General features: G+C 69.9%; 16 protein-coding genes and 1 riboswitch. Of the genes, 10 read left to right on the top strand and 6 right to left on the bottom strand.

All coding sequences use genetic code 11. The features are described 5' to 3' along the window. Nucleotides 1–106: 106 nt before the first annotated feature. From AC1Q7O_RS05690 to AC1Q7O_RS05720, 7 genes are all read left to right on the top strand, one after another. Entirely contained in the window at nt 107–1093 is a 987-nt protein-coding gene (locus AC1Q7O_RS05690) for a malate dehydrogenase (RefSeq protein ID WP_492658163.1), read from the top strand. Nucleotides 1094–1149: 56 nt separating this feature from the next. Beyond that, nucleotides 1150–2151: an HpcH/HpaI aldolase/citrate lyase family protein gene (locus AC1Q7O_RS05695; RefSeq protein WP_492658162.1), complete on the top strand. Its 1002-nt coding sequence runs from the start codon at nt 1150–1152 to the stop codon at nt 2149–2151. Nucleotides 2152–2271: 120 nt separating this feature from the next. Then, nucleotides 2272–2871, top strand: coding sequence for a hypothetical protein (locus tag AC1Q7O_RS05700; protein ID WP_492658161.1), 600 nt, complete (start codon nt 2272–2274; stop codon nt 2869–2871). A 110-nt stretch (nt 2872–2981) separates the two neighbouring features. Then, nucleotides 2982–3257 carry an AbrB/MazE/SpoVT family DNA-binding domain-containing protein gene (locus tag AC1Q7O_RS05705; protein WP_492658160.1) on the top strand — a complete coding sequence of 92 codons (276 nt, stop codon included), beginning with the start codon at nt 2982–2984 and terminating at the stop codon, nt 3255–3257. After that, nucleotides 3254–3661: a type II toxin-antitoxin system VapC family toxin gene (locus AC1Q7O_RS05710; RefSeq protein ID WP_492658159.1), complete on the top strand. Its 408-nt coding sequence runs from the start codon at nt 3254–3256 to the stop codon at nt 3659–3661. The genes AC1Q7O_RS05705 and AC1Q7O_RS05710 overlap by 4 nt, the downstream gene beginning before the upstream one ends. A gap of 25 nt (nt 3662–3686) precedes the next feature. Beyond that, the gene (gene acnB, locus AC1Q7O_RS05715; RefSeq protein WP_492658158.1) at nt 3687–6284 is read left to right on the top strand and encodes a bifunctional aconitate hydratase 2/2-methylisocitrate dehydratase; all 2598 of its coding nucleotides are present in this window, start codon (nt 3687–3689) and stop codon (nt 6282–6284) included. Nucleotides 6285–6537: 253 nt separating this feature from the next. Further along, nucleotides 6538–6633: riboswitch (cyclic di-GMP riboswitch) on the top strand. Between the two features lie 58 nt (nt 6634–6691). After that, entirely contained in the window at nt 6692–8245 is a 1554-nt protein-coding gene (locus AC1Q7O_RS05720) for a methyl-accepting chemotaxis protein (RefSeq protein WP_492658157.1), read from the top strand. Between the two features lie 155 nt (nt 8246–8400). Here the strand turns inward: AC1Q7O_RS05720 and AC1Q7O_RS05725 are convergent, their stop codons facing one another. From AC1Q7O_RS05725 to AC1Q7O_RS05740, 4 genes are all read right to left on the bottom strand, one after another. Next, nucleotides 8401–8673: a flagellar basal body rod protein FlgC gene (locus tag AC1Q7O_RS05725; protein ID WP_492658156.1), complete on the bottom strand. Its 273-nt coding sequence runs from the start codon at nt 8671–8673 to the stop codon at nt 8401–8403. Nucleotides 8674–8788: 115 nt separating this feature from the next. Next, a complete protein-coding gene (locus AC1Q7O_RS05730; RefSeq protein ID WP_492658155.1) occupies nt 8789–9715 on the bottom strand; it encodes a GGDEF domain-containing protein in 927 nt (308 codons plus the stop codon). Nucleotides 9716–9800: 85 nt separating this feature from the next. Further along, nucleotides 9801–11234 (bottom strand): exodeoxyribonuclease I, encoded by a 1434-nt coding sequence (sbcB, locus tag AC1Q7O_RS05735; protein ID WP_492658154.1) that lies wholly within the window; start codon nt 11232–11234, stop codon nt 9801–9803. A gap of 30 nt (nt 11235–11264) precedes the next feature. Continuing rightward, on the bottom strand, nt 11265–11774 hold the full coding sequence (locus tag AC1Q7O_RS05740) for a hypothetical protein (protein WP_492658153.1): 510 nt from the start codon (nt 11772–11774) through the stop codon (nt 11265–11267). 131 nt (nt 11775–11905) lie between these two features. Here AC1Q7O_RS05740 and AC1Q7O_RS05745 point away from each other — a divergent pair, with 131 nt between their 5' ends. Both AC1Q7O_RS05745 and AC1Q7O_RS05750 read left to right on the top strand, forming a co-directional pair. Further along, a complete protein-coding gene (locus tag AC1Q7O_RS05745) occupies nt 11906–12700 on the top strand; it encodes a transporter (RefSeq protein WP_492658152.1) in 795 nt (264 codons plus the stop codon). 10 nt (nt 12701–12710) lie between these two features. Next, nucleotides 12711–14249 carry a methyl-accepting chemotaxis protein gene (locus AC1Q7O_RS05750; protein ID WP_492658151.1) on the top strand — a complete coding sequence of 513 codons (1539 nt, stop codon included), beginning with the start codon at nt 12711–12713 and terminating at the stop codon, nt 14247–14249. A gap of 40 nt (nt 14250–14289) precedes the next feature. On the opposite strand, the gene AC1Q7O_RS05755 is transcribed toward AC1Q7O_RS05750, so the two are convergent. After that, on the bottom strand, nt 14290–15423 hold the full coding sequence (locus AC1Q7O_RS05755; RefSeq protein ID WP_492658150.1) for a beta-ketoacyl-ACP synthase III: 1134 nt from the start codon (nt 15421–15423) through the stop codon (nt 14290–14292). Nucleotides 15424–15507: 84 nt separating this feature from the next. On the opposite strand from AC1Q7O_RS05755, the gene AC1Q7O_RS05760 reads away from it, so the two are divergent. Further along, entirely contained in the window at nt 15508–16818 is a 1311-nt protein-coding gene (locus AC1Q7O_RS05760; RefSeq protein WP_492658149.1) for a DUF3422 family protein, read from the top strand. Here AC1Q7O_RS05760 and AC1Q7O_RS05765 read toward each other — a convergent pair. Next, nucleotides 16805–17569, bottom strand: coding sequence for a DeoR/GlpR family DNA-binding transcription regulator (locus tag AC1Q7O_RS05765; protein WP_492658148.1), 765 nt, complete (start codon nt 17567–17569; stop codon nt 16805–16807). The two genes, AC1Q7O_RS05760 and AC1Q7O_RS05765, sit on opposite strands and share 14 nt — an antisense overlap. Between the last annotated feature and the right edge of the window lie 59 nt (nt 17570–17628).

Here is a 17628-nt window from a genome sequence, read left to right on the forward strand (position 1 = left end):
GCCGATTGCAGCACAGGGTATGCCCGTACACTTGACGGGTTCAGGGCCGCACGTCCTTGTCAAGCCCTCGTCAACGCCTTTTCAACTGCCCCTTCGGAGACTTTCCATGAGCAAGAAACCCGTTCGCGTCGCCGTCACCGGCGCTGCTGGCCAGATCGGCTATGCCCTGCTGTTCCGCATCGCCTCCGGCGAAATGCTGGGCAAGGACCAGCCCGTCATCCTGCAGCTGTTGGAAATCCCCGACGAGAAGGCTCAGAACGCGCTGAAGGGCGTGATCATGGAATTGGAAGACTGCGCCTTCCCGCTGCTGGCCGGCGTCGAAGCGCACAGCGACCCGATGACCGCCTTCAAGGACACCGACTACGCGCTGCTCGTCGGCTCGCGTCCGCGCGGCCCCGGCATGGAGCGCGCCGAGCTGCTGGCCGTCAACGGCGCCATCTTCACGACGCAGGGCAAGGCACTCAACGCCGTCGCCTCGCGCAACGTCAAGGTGCTGGTCGTGGGCAACCCCGCCAACACCAACGCCTACATCGCGATGAAGTCGGCCCCGGACCTGCCGGCCAAGAACTTCACCGCCATGCTGCGCCTGGACCACAACCGCGCCGCGTCGCAACTCGCCGCCAAGACCGGCAAGGCCGTCGCCTCCATCGAGAAGCTGGCCGTGTGGGGCAACCACTCGCCGACGATGTACGCCGACTACCGCAACGCCACCATCGATGGCGCCTCGGTCAAGGACATGATCAACGACGAGCAGTGGAACCGTGAAACGTTCCTGCCCACCGTCGGCAAGCGCGGCGCAGCCATCATTGCCGCCCGTGGCCTGTCGTCGGCTGCCTCGGCCGCCAACGCCGCCATCGACCACATGCGTGACTGGGCCCTGGGCACCAACGGCAAGTGGGTCACGATGGGCATCCCGTCGAACGGCGAGTACGGCATCCCCAAGGACGTCATGTTCGGCTACCCCGTCACCTGCGAAGGCGGCGAATACAAGATCGTGCAAGGCATCGAGATCGACGCGTTCTCGCAGGAATGCATCAACAAGACGCTGAAGGAACTGACGGACGAGCAGGACGGCGTCAAGCACCTGCTGTAATCGGGCCCAGCGCCTCACCCGTGAAGGGCCGGCTTGCCGGCCCTTTTTCATTGCCGATGACCGACCTCCTGCATCCCCGCCTGGCCTTGTTCGGCCACGAAGCCGCCCGCCCGACGCTGCCCGTCGTCGACCACTACTGCGGCGTCGAGGCCCGCATGAGGAAGAGCCTGGCGCTGCAGGCCGAACTGGGCCCCGTGTTCGACATCACGCTGGACGCCGAGGACGGCGCGCCCGTCGGCGGCGAGGCCGAGCACGCGCTGCTGATCGCCGAACTGGCGACCAGCGCGGCCAACCGCTTCGGCCGCGTCGGCGCGCGCGTGCATCCGTGGGGCCACGCGGCCTTCGAGGCCGATGTCGACACGCTGATCGCCAAGGCCTGCCAGCGCCTGGCCTACCTGATGATCCCCAAGCCGGAGAGCGCCGACGACGTGGAGCGTGCCGTGGCCGCCATCGACGCCGCCTGCGACCGCCATGGCGCCCCCAGGCTGGCGCTGCAGGTGCTCATCGAGACGCACGGCGCGCTGCGCGAGGTGTTCCGCATCGCCGCCCACCCGCGCATCGAGTCGCTGTCCTTCGGCCTGATGGACTTCGTGTCCGCCCACGGCGGCGCCATCCCGAAGGCGGCGATGGAGCTGCCCGGCCAGTTCGAGCACCCGCTGGTGGTGCGCGCCAAGCTGGAGATCGCGGCCGCCGCGCACGCGTTCGGCAAGGTGCCGTCGCACTGCGTCGTCACCGAGTTCCGCGACCGCGCCGCGCTGGCCGCGGCCGCGCGCCGCGCCGCCCGGGACTTCGGCTACACGCGCATGTGGAGCATCCACCCCGACCAGATCGCCCCCATCGTCGACGCGTTCGCGCCCGCGGCCGACGAGATCGAGGAAGCCGCCGAACTGCTGCTGGCCGCCCAGGCCGCGCACTGGGCGCCGACGTCCTTCCGCGACCGCCTGCACGACCGCGCCAGCTACCGCTACTTCTGGACCGTGCTGGAACGCGCCGAGCGCACCGGCCGCGCGCTGCCTGCCGAGGCCCGGCAGGCGTTCTTCCCAGCAGCCATCGGGTAAAGCACGGGCCGGCGTGCGGTTGCGCACGTCGGACAATGCCTACATCTGCTCACCGCTGCGCGACCTGTTTGCGGTCATCATGCGCCGCCTCATTCCCTCCTTCCGTCCACGCCACTTCCGATGCAGTTCCCCACGCTCCGCGGCGCCGCCGCCCTGATCCTCTGCGCCGCCCTGCCCGCCTTCGCCCAGACGCCGGCACCCAAGCCCGCCGCTCCGAAGGCCGCCGAGGCCAAGCCCGCCGCCGCAAAGCCGGCCGCCAGGCCGCTCGCCAAGGCCCCGGCCAAGAAGACCCCGCCGCCCCCGCCCGAGCCCGTGCTGGTGGACGCCGACGAAGCCCAACTGGCCGCTGCCGAGCGCGCCTACCTGGGCAACTACGCCTGCGAGTTCAAGGAAAGCGTGCTGATCGACAAGCACCCCAAGGTGGCCGGCTACATCAACGTGGCCTGGAAGAAGCAGGTCATCACGATGAAGCCCGTGCTGTCGTCCACCGGCGCGCTGCGCCTGGAAGACGTGACCGGCCGCACGCTGATGATCCAGATCGCCAACAAGTCCATGCTGCTGGACACCAAGATCGGCCAGCGCCTGCTGGACGAGTGCATCCACCCCGAGCAGGAAAAGCTGATCGCCGCGGCCAAGGCCGCCAAGATGGCCGATCCCGAAGCCGAAGCCGCCGCCGCCGCGCGCAACGGCCTGGGCATCACGCCCACCGCCGGCAAGTAAGTCTCGGCCCTGCGCTTGAGACCCGCGACTCGGGTATGTAGAATGAATACATACTTTCTGATGCATACCTGAGCCGTGCGCTTCCGCGACGGCCCAGCGCCGGAGTCGCCATGGAAGCCACCGTTGCCGAGCGCGGGCAGATCACGCTGCCCAAAGCCGTCCGAGACGCCCTGGGGCTGACCAAGGGCACGACGCTCAAGGTCGAGCTGGACGGCGGCCGCATCATCCTGCGCAAGAACGTCGACGACGCCATCTCGCGGCTGCGTGGCCGCTTCAAGCTCGACGGCTTCGCCAGCACCGACGAGGCCATGCGCTCCATCCGCGGCCACGCCCCGGGCGACCCCTACCTGCCCCCCGAGCCGGACGCCGGGGAGCCCACCCCTTGATCGCCAGCGACTCCTCCGTGCTGATCGACCTGATCGCCGGTGACGACGACGCCAGCGCCAGCGCCGCCGAGGCGCTGCGCCAGGCGCTGCATGTCGGCCCCGTCGTGCTGTGCGAGGTGGCGCTGGCGGAGGTGTGCACGGCATTCAAGGGCGGCACCGATGTGCTGCAGTTCCTGGAGGAACTGGGCATCCGCTTCGACGCGATGGAGGCCAAGTCGGCGCTGCGCGCCGGCGAGATGCAGCGCCGCTACCGCCAGCGGGGCGGCAACCGCACCCGCACCGTCGCCGACTTCCTGATCGGCTCCCACGCGATGATGCAGTGCGACGGCCTCATCACGCGCGACGACGGCTTCTACCGAGACTATTTCAAGGGGCTGAGGGTGCTCGTGCCGACCTCTGCCTGACCTGCTGCTTCAACGGAGAAACACCATGCTTACCGCCTACCGCCAACACGTTTCCGAGCGCGCCGCCCTGGGCATCCCGCCCCTCGCGCTGGACGCCAAACAGGTCGCCGAGCTGATCGAGCTGATCAAGAACCCGCCGGCCGGCGAAGACGCGGTCCTGCTGGACCTGCTGACGCACCGCGTGCCCCCGGGCGTGGACGACGCTGCCAAGGTCAAGGCCTCCTTCCTGGCCGCCGTCGCGCACGGCGACATCCAGGTCGGCCTGATATCCAAGGCCAAGGCCACCGAGCTGCTGGGCACCATGGTGGGCGGCTACAACGTGCATCCGCTGATCGAGCTGCTGGACGACGCCGAAGTCGCCGGCGTCGCCGCCGAGGGCCTGAAGAAGACCCTGCTGATGTTCGACTACTTCAACGACGTCGCCACCAAGGCCAAGGCCGGCAATGCCAAGGCCAAGGAAGTGATGCAGTCGTGGGCCGACGCCGAGTGGTTCACGAGCCGCCCCGAAGTCGAGAAGAAGATCACCGTCACCGTCTTCAAGGTGCCCGGCGAGACCAACACCGACGACCTGTCGCCCGCGCCCGACGCGTGGAGCCGCCCGGACATCCCGCTGCACTACCTGGCCATGCTGAAGAACACGCGCCCCGACGCGGCCTTCAAGCCCGAGGAAGACGGCAAGCGCGGCCCGATGCAGTTCATCGAGGATCTCAAGAAGAAGGGCAACCTGGTGGCCTACGTCGGCGACGTCGTCGGCACCGGCTCCTCGCGCAAGTCCGCCACCAACTCGGTGATCTGGGCCACCGGCCAGGACATCCCCTTCGTGCCGAACAAGCGCTTCGGCGGCGTCACGCTGGGCGGCAAGATCGCCCCGATCTTCTTCAACACCCAGGAAGACTCCGGCTCGCTGCCGATCGAAGTCGACGTGTCCAAGCTGGAAATGGGCGACGTCATCGACGTGCTGCCCTACGACGGCAAGCTGGTGAAGAACGGCGAGACCGTCGCCGAGTTCAAGCTCAAGAGCGATGTGCTGTTCGACGAAGTGCGCGCCGGCGGCCGCATCAACCTCATTATCGGCCGCTCGCTGACCGCCAAGGCGCGTGAGTTCCTGGGCCTGCCGGCCTCCACGCTGTTCCGCCTGCCCTCGGCGCCCGCCGAGACCAAGGCCGGCTTCACGCTGGCGCAGAAGATGGTCGGCCGCGCCGTCGGCCTGCCGGAAGGCCAGGGCGTGCGCCCGGGCACCTACTGCGAACCCAAGATGACGACGGTCGGCTCGCAAGACACGACCGGCCCGATGACCCGCGACGAGCTGAAAGACCTGGCCTGCCTGGGCTTCTCGGCCGACCTGGTCATGCAGTCCTTCTGCCACACGGCCGCCTACCCGAAGCCAGTGGACGTGAAGACCCACCGCGAGCTGCCCGCCTTCATCAGCAACCGCGGCGGCGTGGCCCTGCGCCCGGGTGACGGCGTCATCCACAGCTGGCTGAACCGCCTGCTGCTGCCCGACACCGTCGGCACCGGCGGCGACTCGCACACCCGCTTCCCCATCGGCATCTCGTTCCCGGCCGGCTCCGGTCTGGTCGCCTTCGGCGCCGCCACCGGCGTCATGCCGCTGGACATGCCCGAGTCCGTGCTCGTCCGCTTCAAGGGCGAGATGCAGCCGGGCGTGACGCTGCGCGACCTCGTGCACGCCATCCCGCTGTACGCCATCAAGGCCGGCCTGCTGACGGTCGCCAAGGCTGGCAAGAAGAACGCCTTCTCGGGCCGCATCCTGGAAATCGAAGGCCTGCCGGACCTGAAGGTCGAGCAAGCCTTCGAGCTGTCCGACGCGTCCGCCGAGCGCTCCGCCGCCGGCTGCACGATCAAGCTCAACCCCGAGCCGATCAAGGAATACCTCACCAGCAACATCGTGCTGATGAAGAACATGATCGCCGACGGTTATGCCGACGCGAAGACGCTGCAGCGCCGCATCGAGAAGGTCGAAGCCTGGCTGGCCAACCCCGAACTGCTGGAAGCCGACAAGGACGCCGAATACGCCCACGTCATCGAGATCGACCTGGCCGACATCAAGGAACCGATCGTCTGCTGCCCCAACGACCCGGACGACGCCAAGTTCCTGTCCGAAGTCGCCGGCACCAAGATCGACGAGGCCTTCATCGGCTCGTGCATGACCAACATCGGCCACTTCCGCGCCGCGGCCAAGCTGCTGGGTGGCCAGCGCGACATCCCGGTCAAGCTGTGGGTCGCCCCGCCGACCAAGATGGACCAGAGCGAGCTGATCAAGGAAGGCCACTACGCCGCCTTCGGCACGGCCGGTGCGCGCACCGAAATGCCGGGCTGCAGCCTGTGCATGGGCAACCAGGCCCAGGTGCGTGAAGGCGCCACCGTCATCTCCACGTCCACCCGCAACTTCCCGAACCGCCTGGGCAAGAACACCAACGTGTTCCTGGGCTCGGCGGAGCTGGCGGCCATCGCGTCCCGCCTGGGCCGCCTGCCGACCAAGGAGGAGTACCTGAAGGAGATGGGCGTCATCGACGCGGACAAGGCCAGTGTCTACCGCTACATGAACTTCGACCAGATCGAGGAATACGCCGAGGCCGCCAAGGCCACCGCCCCGGCCTGCTGAGCCTGAGCCAGCGCTCGCTGGCCCAAGCCCCACCGCACCCGCCCGCCGCGCGCAAGCCCGGCGGGCTTTTTGTTGGCGCCATCGCCGCGTGTCGCCGGCAAGCCCTGCCCCCGCCCGTGAACTCCGCACATCGCCAACCTCAGCACCTGGAGTGGCCGCTCTAGCAAACGTTTGCATTTTCGCGTCGGCTGTTACCTGAATGTAAGAATTCGTGTCATCCCGTCCGCCAGCGGCCGGGGCCCGCCACTCCCACCTCTGTCCAGGGCAAGTCCGTGCGAAAGCCGGATACGCAAAGCCACCGGCCTACCGGCAGCGCACCCGCGCCGCCCATGGCAGCGGGGCCGCCAGAACCTCCGCCCTGCCGGGCGAGGGCCCCTGCGCCCTGGGCAACCACCCGTTGCCCGCCCATGATCCAACTGCTGACCCGTTTCAAGATCGGCCCCCGACTGGCCGCCAGCTTCTTCGCGCTGCTGCTCGCCATGGCGGCGCTGTGCGCTCTGGCCCTGACGGGGCTGCATGACCTGGCCGACCAGCTGCGCTTCATCCGCGACGACCGCCTGCCCAAGGTGGAGCGCCTGGTCACCGTCGCCGACAACATCAACAAGATCGCGCGCCAGACCCGCAACATCCTGCTGTACGACGACCTGCAGAAGCAGACCGGCTGGCTGGCCTCCATCGCCAAGGCCCGCGAGGACAACCAGCGCCTGTGGGCCGAGATCGTCCCCAGCGTGCGCTCCGAGGAGGGCCGCCGACTGGTGGCCCAGGCCCAGCTGCTGGGCGACAAGTTCGAGAACGACCTGAGCGCCTTCCTGCTGCACATCCGTGCCGGCGAGATGGGCGAGGCCACCGAGCTGCTGGAGCTCAGCCTGCGCGAGTCGCAGCTGGCCTACACGAAGCAGGTCGACGAGATCAAGGCGCGCGAGATCGCCCGCATCGCCAAGACGGCCGACGACGCCGACGCGCTGTACCAGCGCTCCCGCCTGCTCGTGCTGGCGGGCGGCGCCGCGCTGCTGGTGCTGGGCGGCCTGCTGTGCTGGGGCATCACGCGCTCCATCGTCGCGCCGCTGCGCCGGGCCGTGCGCGAAGCGCGACGCATGGCCGCGGGCGACCTCAGCCAGCCTGTGCGGGCACGTGGCCGGGACGAGGCCGCCGACATGCTGACCGCGCTGGGCGCCATGCAGCACGGCCTGCGCGACATCGTCGGCAGCGTGCGTGAAAGCGTGGCCTCGGTGGCCACGGCCAGCCAGCAGATCGCCCAGGGCAACCAGGACCTCAGCGCCCGCACCGAGGAGCAGGCCTCGTCGCTGCAGCAGACGGCCGCCAGCGTCGAGCAGATCAGCGGCAACGTGAAGAACGGCGCCGAGCAAGCCCACGAAGCCAACCAGCTGGCCGGCCAGGCCCGCGCGGTGGCCGAGCGCGGTGGCGCGCTGGTGGAGCGCGCCGTCAGCCAGATCGACCGCCTGGAAGCCTCCAGCCGGCGCATCGCCGACATCATCGGCACCATCGACGGCATCGCCTTCCAGACCAACATCCTGGCGCTGAACGCGGCCGTGGAAGCCGCCCGTGCCGGCGAGCAAGGGCGCGGCTTCGCCGTCGTGGCCGGCGAGGTGCGCACGCTGGCACAGCGCTGCGCCGAGGCCGCCCGCGAGATCAAGGGCCTGGTGCAGGGCTCGGTCGAGCAGGTGCAGGACAGCAGCGAGCTGGTGCGCGGCACCGGCGCCGTCATGGGCGAGATCGTCACCCAGGTGCAGCGCGTGTCGGCGATGGTGGGTCAGATCAGCCAGAGCTCTCGCGAGCAGGACAAGGGCATCGTCGAGATCCACCAGTCCATGGGTCAGCTCGACGACATGACCCAGCGCAACGCCGCGCTGGCCGAGGAGAGCACGGCCGCCGCCGAGAGCCTGCGCCTGCAGGCCGAGCAGCTGACCCGCGCGGTCGCCAGCTTCCGGCTGGAAGCCTGATCTTGACCGCCCCTCGCCCGCGGGCCAGCTCGGGAGCAGCCCGGCGCTCGGCCCGCAGCTTGCCTGCCGCGAACACACAGATCACACGGGAGGTGGGCAGCTGAAATGACAAAGGGCGCTGCCGTGGCAGCGCCCTTTTCTCTACGGGACGAGGCTCAGGCCTTGATGTCCAGTAGCGCGCCGGTGGTGTTGAGCTGCGTCTGCAGCACCTTCAGGTTGGCGACGAAGGCATAGGACGCCGATTGCTGCTCGACCACCTCGTTGGCCGGGTTGATCTCGCGCTCGGGCACCTTGTCCACGTTCGTCGGCTCGACGCTGGGACGGGACTGGTTGCTGGTGGCCAGGTTGGCGATGTTGGACGCCGACGCGCGCAGGCGCTCATTCGCGGCGGAGATGCCGGACAGGGCGGTGGACAGCGGGACGTTCATGGCATTTCAGGTATTGAGCGCTCTGGCCGTGATATCGGCAGCAGCTGGCTGAACTTTAGAACATCCGGCGAAAAACCCCGCATTTCCGGGGTTCGCCATGCGCGCGGCCGTGAAATCAGCCCGCGAGCTCCTCGAAACCGCCCGCCGACACGAACACGCGCACGCTGTCGCCGCCGGCCGCCTTGGCTTCCGTGCAGGCCAGCGCACCGGCGCCCAGCACGGCGTCCACCGTGCCCAGCGTGGCGTGGATCTGCACGACGCCCAGGCTCGCCTTCACGCGCGTGCGGTGCAGGCCCCAGCGCAGCCGGTAGGCCGCCACGGCGGAGCGGATCTTCTCGGCAATGATCTGCGCGTAGTGCTGGTCGCAGTCGGGGAGCAGGATGGCGAAATGGTCTTCCTCCAGCCGCGCCACCAGGTCGGACGCGCGCACCTTGCTGATCAGCATCTGGCCCAGGCCGTACAGGAAATGGTCGCCCACCTCGGCGCCCATGTCCTTGACGACGTCGCCGAACTTGTCGACGTCCAGCCACAGCACCGACACCGGCTCGTTGCGGCGGCTGCCGACGTGCTCGGTCAGGCGGCGCTCGAACTCGCGACGGTTGGCCAGCTCGGTGACGGCATCGTGCTTGGCCGTCCAGGTGGGCTGCAGCCGCTGGGCGCGGGCGGTCGTCACGTCCTCGACGATCCACAGCGCTTCGGCCGCCGGATGCTCCCAGTGCACCGGCGTGGCCTGCAGCCGGCCCCAGAAGCGGTGGCCGTCGCGCTTGACGTACTCGATCTCCTCGTCCAGCGGCCGGCCGGCGGCGAAGGCGGCGGCGGCACGCTCGTGCAGCGCCGTGTGGGCGAGGTCGGTGGTGTGCACGCTGCGGGTGCCCTGGCCGGCCAGGTCGGTGTCGTCACCGAAGCCGAACAGGTGGTTGAACTCCTCGCTGACGACCTCGAAGCGCTGGCCGGCAACAAAGGCGACGGCGGTGGGCGCCCGCACGAGCAGCGCGCGCAGGCGGGCGGCGGTGGTGTCTTCAGGGGCGGCGGCGCTGGTCATGGGGGTCTCCTGGGGCGGTTTTCTCGGCCCGACTATCGCAGGACTCGTTGCTTTAGACCATGCGGCAGATCACGGGAAACGCGGCCTATGGCGCGATCTGCTCGGCGTAGTCGTACAGCGCCGACAGGATGGCTTCGCCGCGCTCGTCGGCCGCCTCGCCCAGCTGGTCGATGCGTTCCATGAAGGCCGCCAGCGTCTGCGCCCCGCCCTCGCCTTCGTGCAGCCGCGCCGCGAGGTGCGCCTGCCAGCGCTCGGCCTCCTGCGGCGCCAGGCTGGCGGGGAAGTTGCGCGCGCGCCAGCGGAACACCAGCTCGTCCAGCCGGCCGTCCTGGAAGGCCAGCTTGCCTTGCGCGGCGCGCTCGGCGAGCTGCTCGGGCGGCGTCGTGCGCACGCGGTTCAGCGCGCGGCGATCCTCGTTGCCGATGAAGCCGCCGTAGAGGTCTTCGTCGACGTCGGCCGCGTCGAAGGGCTCGCGCTGGAAGACGTCGGCCCACAGGCCGTCCAGCAGCCGGCCCTTCTCGGCCAGCAGCCGGGCGTGGGCCAGCTGCGCCTCGGTGTCGTGCCCCCAGCGTTGCGCCATCGCCGGGCTGAGCGTCTTCAGGTTGCCGATGACGATGGGGCTCTTGTTGACGTGGATGGTCTTGATGGGCAGGCGCGTGACGCCCTCGGGCAGCGCGTCCTGCTTCGTGAACATGCGCTCGCGGATGGCGGCGGCGTTCAGCGTCAGCAGCTCCTCGGGCGACGCCGCGCAGTCCCACACGATGAGCTCGTTCTTGTTGGTCGGGTGCGGCGCCAGCGGCCACACCAGCGCGATGCAGCCGCGCTCCGGGCCGTACATGCCGGACACGTGCAGGAAGGGCTTGCCCACGCCGATCTCGTCCCACACGGCCTGCTTGGTGCGCAGCTTGACGCAGAAATCCCACAGCTTGGGCTGGGCGTCGCGCAGCTTGCGCGCCAGCGCCACGGTGGCGCGCACGTCGGACAGCGCATCGTGCGCGGCCTCGTGGGCCACGCCGTTGGCCACGGTCAGGTGCTCCAGCTTGAAGCTGGGGCGGCCGTCCTCGTGCCTGGGCCATTCCATGCCGTCGGGCCGCAGCGCGTAGGCGCAGCGCACGACGTCCAGCAGGTCCCAGCGGCCGCAGCCGTTCTGCCACTCGCGGGCATAGGGGTCGATGAGGTTGCGCCAGAACAAGTGGCGGGTCACCTCGTCGTCGAAGCGGATGGAGTTGTAGCCCACGCCCACGGTGCCCGGCAGCGCCAGCACGGTCTCGATGGCCGACGCGAACTCGTGCTCGGGCACGCCCTGCTGCAGGCACTGTTGCGGCAGGATGCCGGTCAGCAGGCAGGACTCGGGGTCGGGCAGGTAGTCGGGCGCGGGCTGGCAGAACAGCATCAGCGGCTCGCCGATCTCGTTGAGCTCGGCGTCGGTGCGCAGGCCGGCGAACTGGGCCGGGCGGTCACGGCGCGGCACGCGGCCGAAGGTCTCGTAGTCGTGCCAGAAGAAGGTCAGGTCGCTCATGCCGGCACGATAGCCGATGCCCCGCGGGTGTCAGAGCAGGCCGAACTCGATGCGCATCACGTACTGCATGGCGCAGGGCTGGCCGGCGCAGACGGCGGGCTTGAACGGCGTGCGCGCCAGCACGCTGGCGGCGAAGCGGGAGAAGTCGGCATCCACCTTGCCGTAGGTCTGCGCATGCTGGACCTTGCCGGTGCTGTCGACATCCACCACGATGGCCATCTTGCCCTTGGGAAAGCCGCGCTCGGCGCCGATGTGCAGCGTCGTCATGACGGGCAGCAGGCCGTCGGCCGGGAACGGCGGCTCGTCCGCCTCGGGCATGCCCTCGTAGTTGGCGCGCACGATGGCTTTCTCGTTCGCATCCAGGTCGGCGTAACGCCGGTTCAGCGGCAGGCCCGAGCTCGTCATCGCCGCGCGGCCGAAGCGAGTACCCGTCTCCTCGACGCGCAGCTCGAACTGCTTGCGCGGCAGGTCCGCCGCGCCGGCCTGCAGGGCCGCGGCCAACAGGCCGCCGGCCATCATCCAGCTCCAATGAAATGACATGACCCGCCTCCCTGGCGTTGATGTGGCGAACGGCCGCCACGATAGCGCAAGCCCTGGCACGAAACGCCCCCCGAGCCACCGCCACTCCGCTAGAGTGGACCGCTAGCCGATCTGAACGTGGAGAGTCCATCGTGAAGACACACGCTGCCCTGCTGCCCGGCCTGCTGGCCCTGGCGATTGCGCTCCCCGCGCTGGCCGATGACGAGCCCATCACCACCGACCGGCCGGACTTCGTCGAGTCCAGCGACGTGGTCGGCAAGGGGCGCTTCCAGCTGGAGACCAGCCTCGCCTGGGAACGCGACCGGGCAGGCGGCGTCAGGACGCGGCTGGCCAGCACGCCGACGCTGCTGCGCATCGGCCTTGGCGAGACCTGGGAGCTGCGCTTCGAGACCGATGGGCGGCTGCGGCTGCGCACCGAGGAGGCCGGCATCACGGCGCGCGAGCGCGGCTGGTCGGACCTGTCGGTGGGCGTGAAGTGGCACCAGCGCGATGGCGACGAGGCCGCCGGCACGCCGGGGCTGGCCTGGCTGCTGCACGTGGACGTGGACAGCGGCTCCGGCGCGTTCCGTGGCCAGGGCCTGCGGCCGTCGCTGCGTTTCGTGGCGGAGTGGGAGTTCGCCGGCGGCTGGTCGGCCGGCCTCATGCCGGGGCTGTACCGCGACCGGGACGACAACGGCCGGCACTTCGTCGGCGCCATGCTGGCCGGCGTCGTCGGCAAGTCGATCACCGAGCAGTGGCGCGCCTTCGTCGAGGTGTCGGGCCAGCAGCTGGCCCCGGCCCGCCACGGCGGCAGCGTCGTCACGCTGGACGCGGGCGTGGCCTGTCTGCTGGACCGCAACCTGCAGGTCGACATGGCGGTGTCGCACGGCCTCAACAAGAACGCGCCCGACCTTTCATGGACCGTCGGCCTGTCGGCCCGGTTCTGAGGAGCTGCCGATGAACCTCAACATCCGTCAGCGCCTGCTGGCGCTCAGCCTGATGGGGCTGTGCTTCGTGTCCGTCGTGGGCCTGGTGGGCTACCTGGCGCTGGGCACGATGTCCACGACCGCCGAGTCCGTCGCCCGCTCCAACGCGGCGCTGCGCTCGCAGCTGGAGGCGGACATGATGCACGACGCGCTGCGCGGCGACGTGCTGCGCGCGGTGCTGGGCGGGCTCAAGGGCCACGCCGCCGAGGTGGCCGAGGTGCAGAAGGACATCGCCGGCCACACGCAGGAGTTCCGCGAGCACATGGACGCGCTCAAGTCGCTGTCGCTGAGCCCGGCCATCACCACGGCCATCGGCAGCACGCAGACCCGGCTCGGCGCCTACATCACCAGCGCCAACGAGGTGGTGCAACTCGCCGGCAGCGACCTGGCCGCGGCCGAGGCGCGGCTGCCCGCGTTCGGCGAGGCCTTCAAGGCGCTGGAGACGGACATGGCGCAGTTGAGCGACCTGATCCAGGCCTTCGCGAAGGAGACCGATGCCGCCGGCGCGGCGTCGGCGTCGCGGGCGAGGTGGCTGCTGATCGGCGCGGCCATCGTCGGCGCGGCGCTGCTGCTGGGCTTCAATGTCGTGGCGGCGCGCAGCATCACGCAGCCGCTGGAACGCGCCGTCAGCCACACGCAGACGGTGGCGGGCGGCGACCTCAGCCATCACATCGAAGGCCACACGCGCGACGAGACCGGCCACCTGCTGCTGGCGCTGCAGCAGATGGGCGCCGGCCTGGCCCACATCGTCGGCCAGGTGCGCGCCAGCGCGGACTCCATCGCCACCGGCTCCACGGAAATCGCCACCGGCAGCGCCAACCTCAGCCAGCGCACCGAGGAGCAGGCCAGCAGCCTGGAGCAGACGGCCTCGGCGATGGAGCAGCTGACGGCGACGGTCAAGAACAACGCCGAGACCGCGCTGCGCGCGACCGAACTGGCGCGCTCGGCAGCAACGGTGGCCGAACGCGGCGGCGCGGCGGTGGACGAGGTCATTCACACGATGGGCGACATCTCCGCCAGCGCCAGGCGCATCGCCGACATCATCGGTGTCATCGACGGCATTGCGTTCCAGACCAACATCCTGGCGCTGAACGCCGCGGTGGAGGCGGCGCGGGCCGGCGAGCAGGGACGCGGCTTTGCGGTCGTCGCGTCGGAGGTGCGCTCGCTGGCGGGCCGTTCGGCCGACGCGGCCAAGGAGATCAAGAGCCTGATCGGCAACAGCGTCGAGCGCGTGGAGGCCGGCTCGGCGCAGGTGGGGCGCGCCGGCGAGACGGTGCGCAGCATCGTGCTGGAGGTCGGCAAGGTCAGCGACCTCATCGCCGAGATCAGCGCGGCCAGCACCGAGCAGAGCCAGGGCATCGGCCAGGTGGGCTCCGCCATCACGGTGCTGGACCACATGACGCAGCAGAACGCCGCGCTGGTGGAGCAGAGCGCCGCGGCGGCCGAGAGCCTGCGCGAGCAGGCGGCCCGGCTGTCAGACCTGGTGGCGCAGTTCCGCCTGCCCCGTTGAGCCCGGCGACCGGGCCGGCGCGGCGCCGGGCCGCCCGTCGTCAGCGCTTGCGGACGACGACGCTGCCGATGGAATAGCCGGCACCGAAGGAGCAGATGACGCCCGTGTCGCCGGCCTTCAGGTCACCACGGTGGTGGTGGAAGGCGATGACGGAGCCGGCCGACGCGGTGTTGGCGTACTCGTCCAGGATCAGCGGCGCGATGTCGCTGCCGGCGTCGGCACCCACCAGCTTCTTGATGACCAGCTGGTTCATGCCCTGGTTGGCCTGGTGCAGCCAGTAGCGGCCGACCTGCGCGGGCGCCAGGCCCAGCTTGGCCAGGTGGGCCTCGATGTGCGCGGCGGCCATGGGCACCACCTCCTTGAAGACCTTGCGGCCTTCTTGATAGAAGGTCAGGTCGCGGGCGTCGGGGTCGCGGTCTTCGGCGCGATTCATGAAGCCGAAGTTGTTGCGGATGTTGCTGCTGAACTGCGTGGCCAGCTGCGTGCCGAGGATCTCCCACTGCTCGGGCCCGGTCGCGTCTTCGGCGCGCTCGACGATGACGGCGGTGCAGACGTCGCCGAAGATGAAGTGGCAGTCACGGTCGCGCCACTCCAGGTGGGCCGACGTGATCTCGGGGTTCACGACCAGCACGCACTTGGAGGCGCCCGTGCGCACCGCGTTGAAGGCCTGCTCCAGCGCGAAGGTGGCCGACGAGCAGGCCACGTTCATGTCGAAGCCGTAGCCGCCGGCGCCCAGCGCCTGCTGGATCTCCACGGCCATGGCCGGGTAGGCGCGCTGCATGTTGGCGCTGGAACAGAGCACGGCGTCGATGTCGGCACCGGTCTTGCCGGCCTGCTCAAGCGCCTTGCGCGCCGCATCGACGGCGATCTCGGCCATCAGCGAGATCTCGTCGTCGCCGCGCGGCGCGAAGCGCGGGTACATGCGGGCCGGGTCCAGCACGCCGTCCTTCTCGATGACGTAGCGCTGCTTGATGCCCGAGGCCTTCTCGATGAACTCGACGCTGGAATGCGTCAGCGGCTGGCGATCGCCGGCCGCGATCGCGTCGGCGTGCAGCGCGTTCTGCTGGTCGGCGTAGGCGTTGAAGGCCTCGACCAGTTCGGCATTGGTGATGACATGCGGCGGGCGGTACAGGCCGGTGCCGCTGATGACGACGGGCGGGAATGAAGCTTGCATGGAGGAGGTCGCCCTGCTGATGTACGAAGCCTGCAATTTTATCGATCCATTGCGGGGCGCTCTCTACGCACTAGCCTGGGGCCCATGCACGAAGACCACCTGCTCCCGCCCGACGACGCATTGCGCCTGACGCTGCACAACGAGGTGCATGCCCGCCCGCCGGCGCGCATCCGGCTGCCGGCGGTCATCATCCACATCGCCGTGCTGAACGACGGCGTCAGCCGCGCCGACGAGCACGCCCATCTGCGGCGCCTGCCGGGCCAGCACGAGCTGCCCGAGGAGGCGCTGGCCGCCAACTTCCTGCGCCTGCGCTGCGGCGACTTTTCGCTGAAGTGGGAGCGCCATGCCGAGTTCACGCGCTACGCCGTCGTGCAGCCGCTGCCGGCCGACGCCGAACCCGGCGCGCAGACGCTGGACGCCCTGCCCCTGCGCGTGGCGCCCGAGTGGCTGGGGCGCATCCCGGGGCGCACCGTCGCGGCCATCAAGCTCGTCATGATCGAGCGGCCGCTGACCTTCGCCCCGAGCGCGCTGGCCGAGGCGCAGGCCTGGTTCGGCGCCCATGCCGTCGTCGCGTCGACGATGGGCGGGCATTCGCTGGTGGTGACCGACTTCCGGCTGCGCGCCAGCGGCTTCGAGCACATCGTGGTGCTGGCCGAGCCCGGCACGCCCGAGACGCGCGCCGGCCGCATCTGCCAGCGCCTGCTGGAGCTGGAGACCTACCGGCTGATGGCGCTGCGCGGGCTGCCCGCGGCCAAGGCGCTGGGCGGCACACTGGCCGACGTGGAGGCGACGCTGGCGGCCATCACCGCGCGGCTGCAGACGCACGGCGCGTCGGAAGCCGAACTGCTGGACGACCTGATCTCGACGGCCGCCCGCGTGGAGCATGCGACGGCCGCACACCAGTACCGCTTTGGCGCCACGCAGGCCTACCACGCCATCGTCGAGACGCGGCTGGCCGAGCTGCACGAGGGCAAGGTGGCCGGCACGCAGACGCTGGGCGAGTTCATGCAGCGGCGGCTGTCACCGGCCATCGCCACCGTCAGCGCCACGGCACAGCGGCTGGCCGGCCTGTCGCAGCGCATCACGCGGGCCAGCGCGCTGCTGCGCACGCGCGTGGACATCGCCACCGAGGCGCAGAACCAGCAGCTGCTGGCCCAGCTCAACAACGGCCAGCGCACGCAGCTGCGCATGCAGGCCACCGTGGAGGGGCTGTCCATCGCGGCGATCACCTACTACGTCGTCAGCCTGCTGCTGTACTTCTTCAAGGCGCTGAAGGCCGAGGGCTGGCTGCCGTTCAGCCCGGAGCTGGCGGCCGGCGCGGCCATTCCCCTCGTGCTGCTGGCCGTGTGGCAGACGACGCGGCGCATCCACCGCAAGTTCTTCAGCCACCCATGACGGTGACGACCTCCAGGCCTGGCACGCGCAGCGCGTCCAGCTGGGCGGTATCTGCCTGCGGCGTGACGATGAGCGTGGACAGCGCCGACAGCGGCGCGACGCGGTAGGGCGACACCTTGCCCAGCTTGTCGCTGCTGGCCATCAGCACCGTCTCGGCGCTGCTCGCCATCAGCAGCGCCTTGACCTGCGCCTCCTCGGCGTCGCCAGTGGACAGGCCGAACTCCGCGTCAACACCGGTCACGCCGAGGAAGTAGCCATCGGCCCGCAGCGCCTGGATGGCCTGCGCCACGCCCGCCCCCACCGCCACGCCGGAGTGCTTGAACAAGCGCCCGCCCAGCATCAGCACCTCCACCGTCGGGTGCTCGATGAGCGCGGCGGCGATGACCGGGCTGTGCGTCGCAATGGTGGCGCGCAGCGTGGGCGGCAGCTGCTGCACCATCGCCAGCGTGCTGGTGCCGCCGTCGACGAACACGAGCTGGCCGTCGGCGACCAGCGACGCCGCATGCCGGCCCAGCGCCTGCTTCTCGTCGACGGCGATGGCGCTGCGCCGCGCCAGGTTGGCCAGCGCCGGCGACACCGGCAGCGCACCGCCGTGCACGCGCTGCAAGGCGCCGCGCACGGCCAGCTCGCGCAGGTCGCGGCGGATGGTGTCCTCCGACACCGCCAGCCGCTCGGCCAGCTCGCGCGCCAGCACGCGGCCGTGGCGCTGAAGCTCTTCCAGGATGGCGAGGTGGCGTTGTTCGGTCAGCATCCGTGGGCTTGCATGGTTTTGCGTTATTTTGCATGATTGAAATTCAATTCAGGAATTTT

Source organism: Roseateles sp. GW823-FHT07B05, assembly GCF_058794515.1.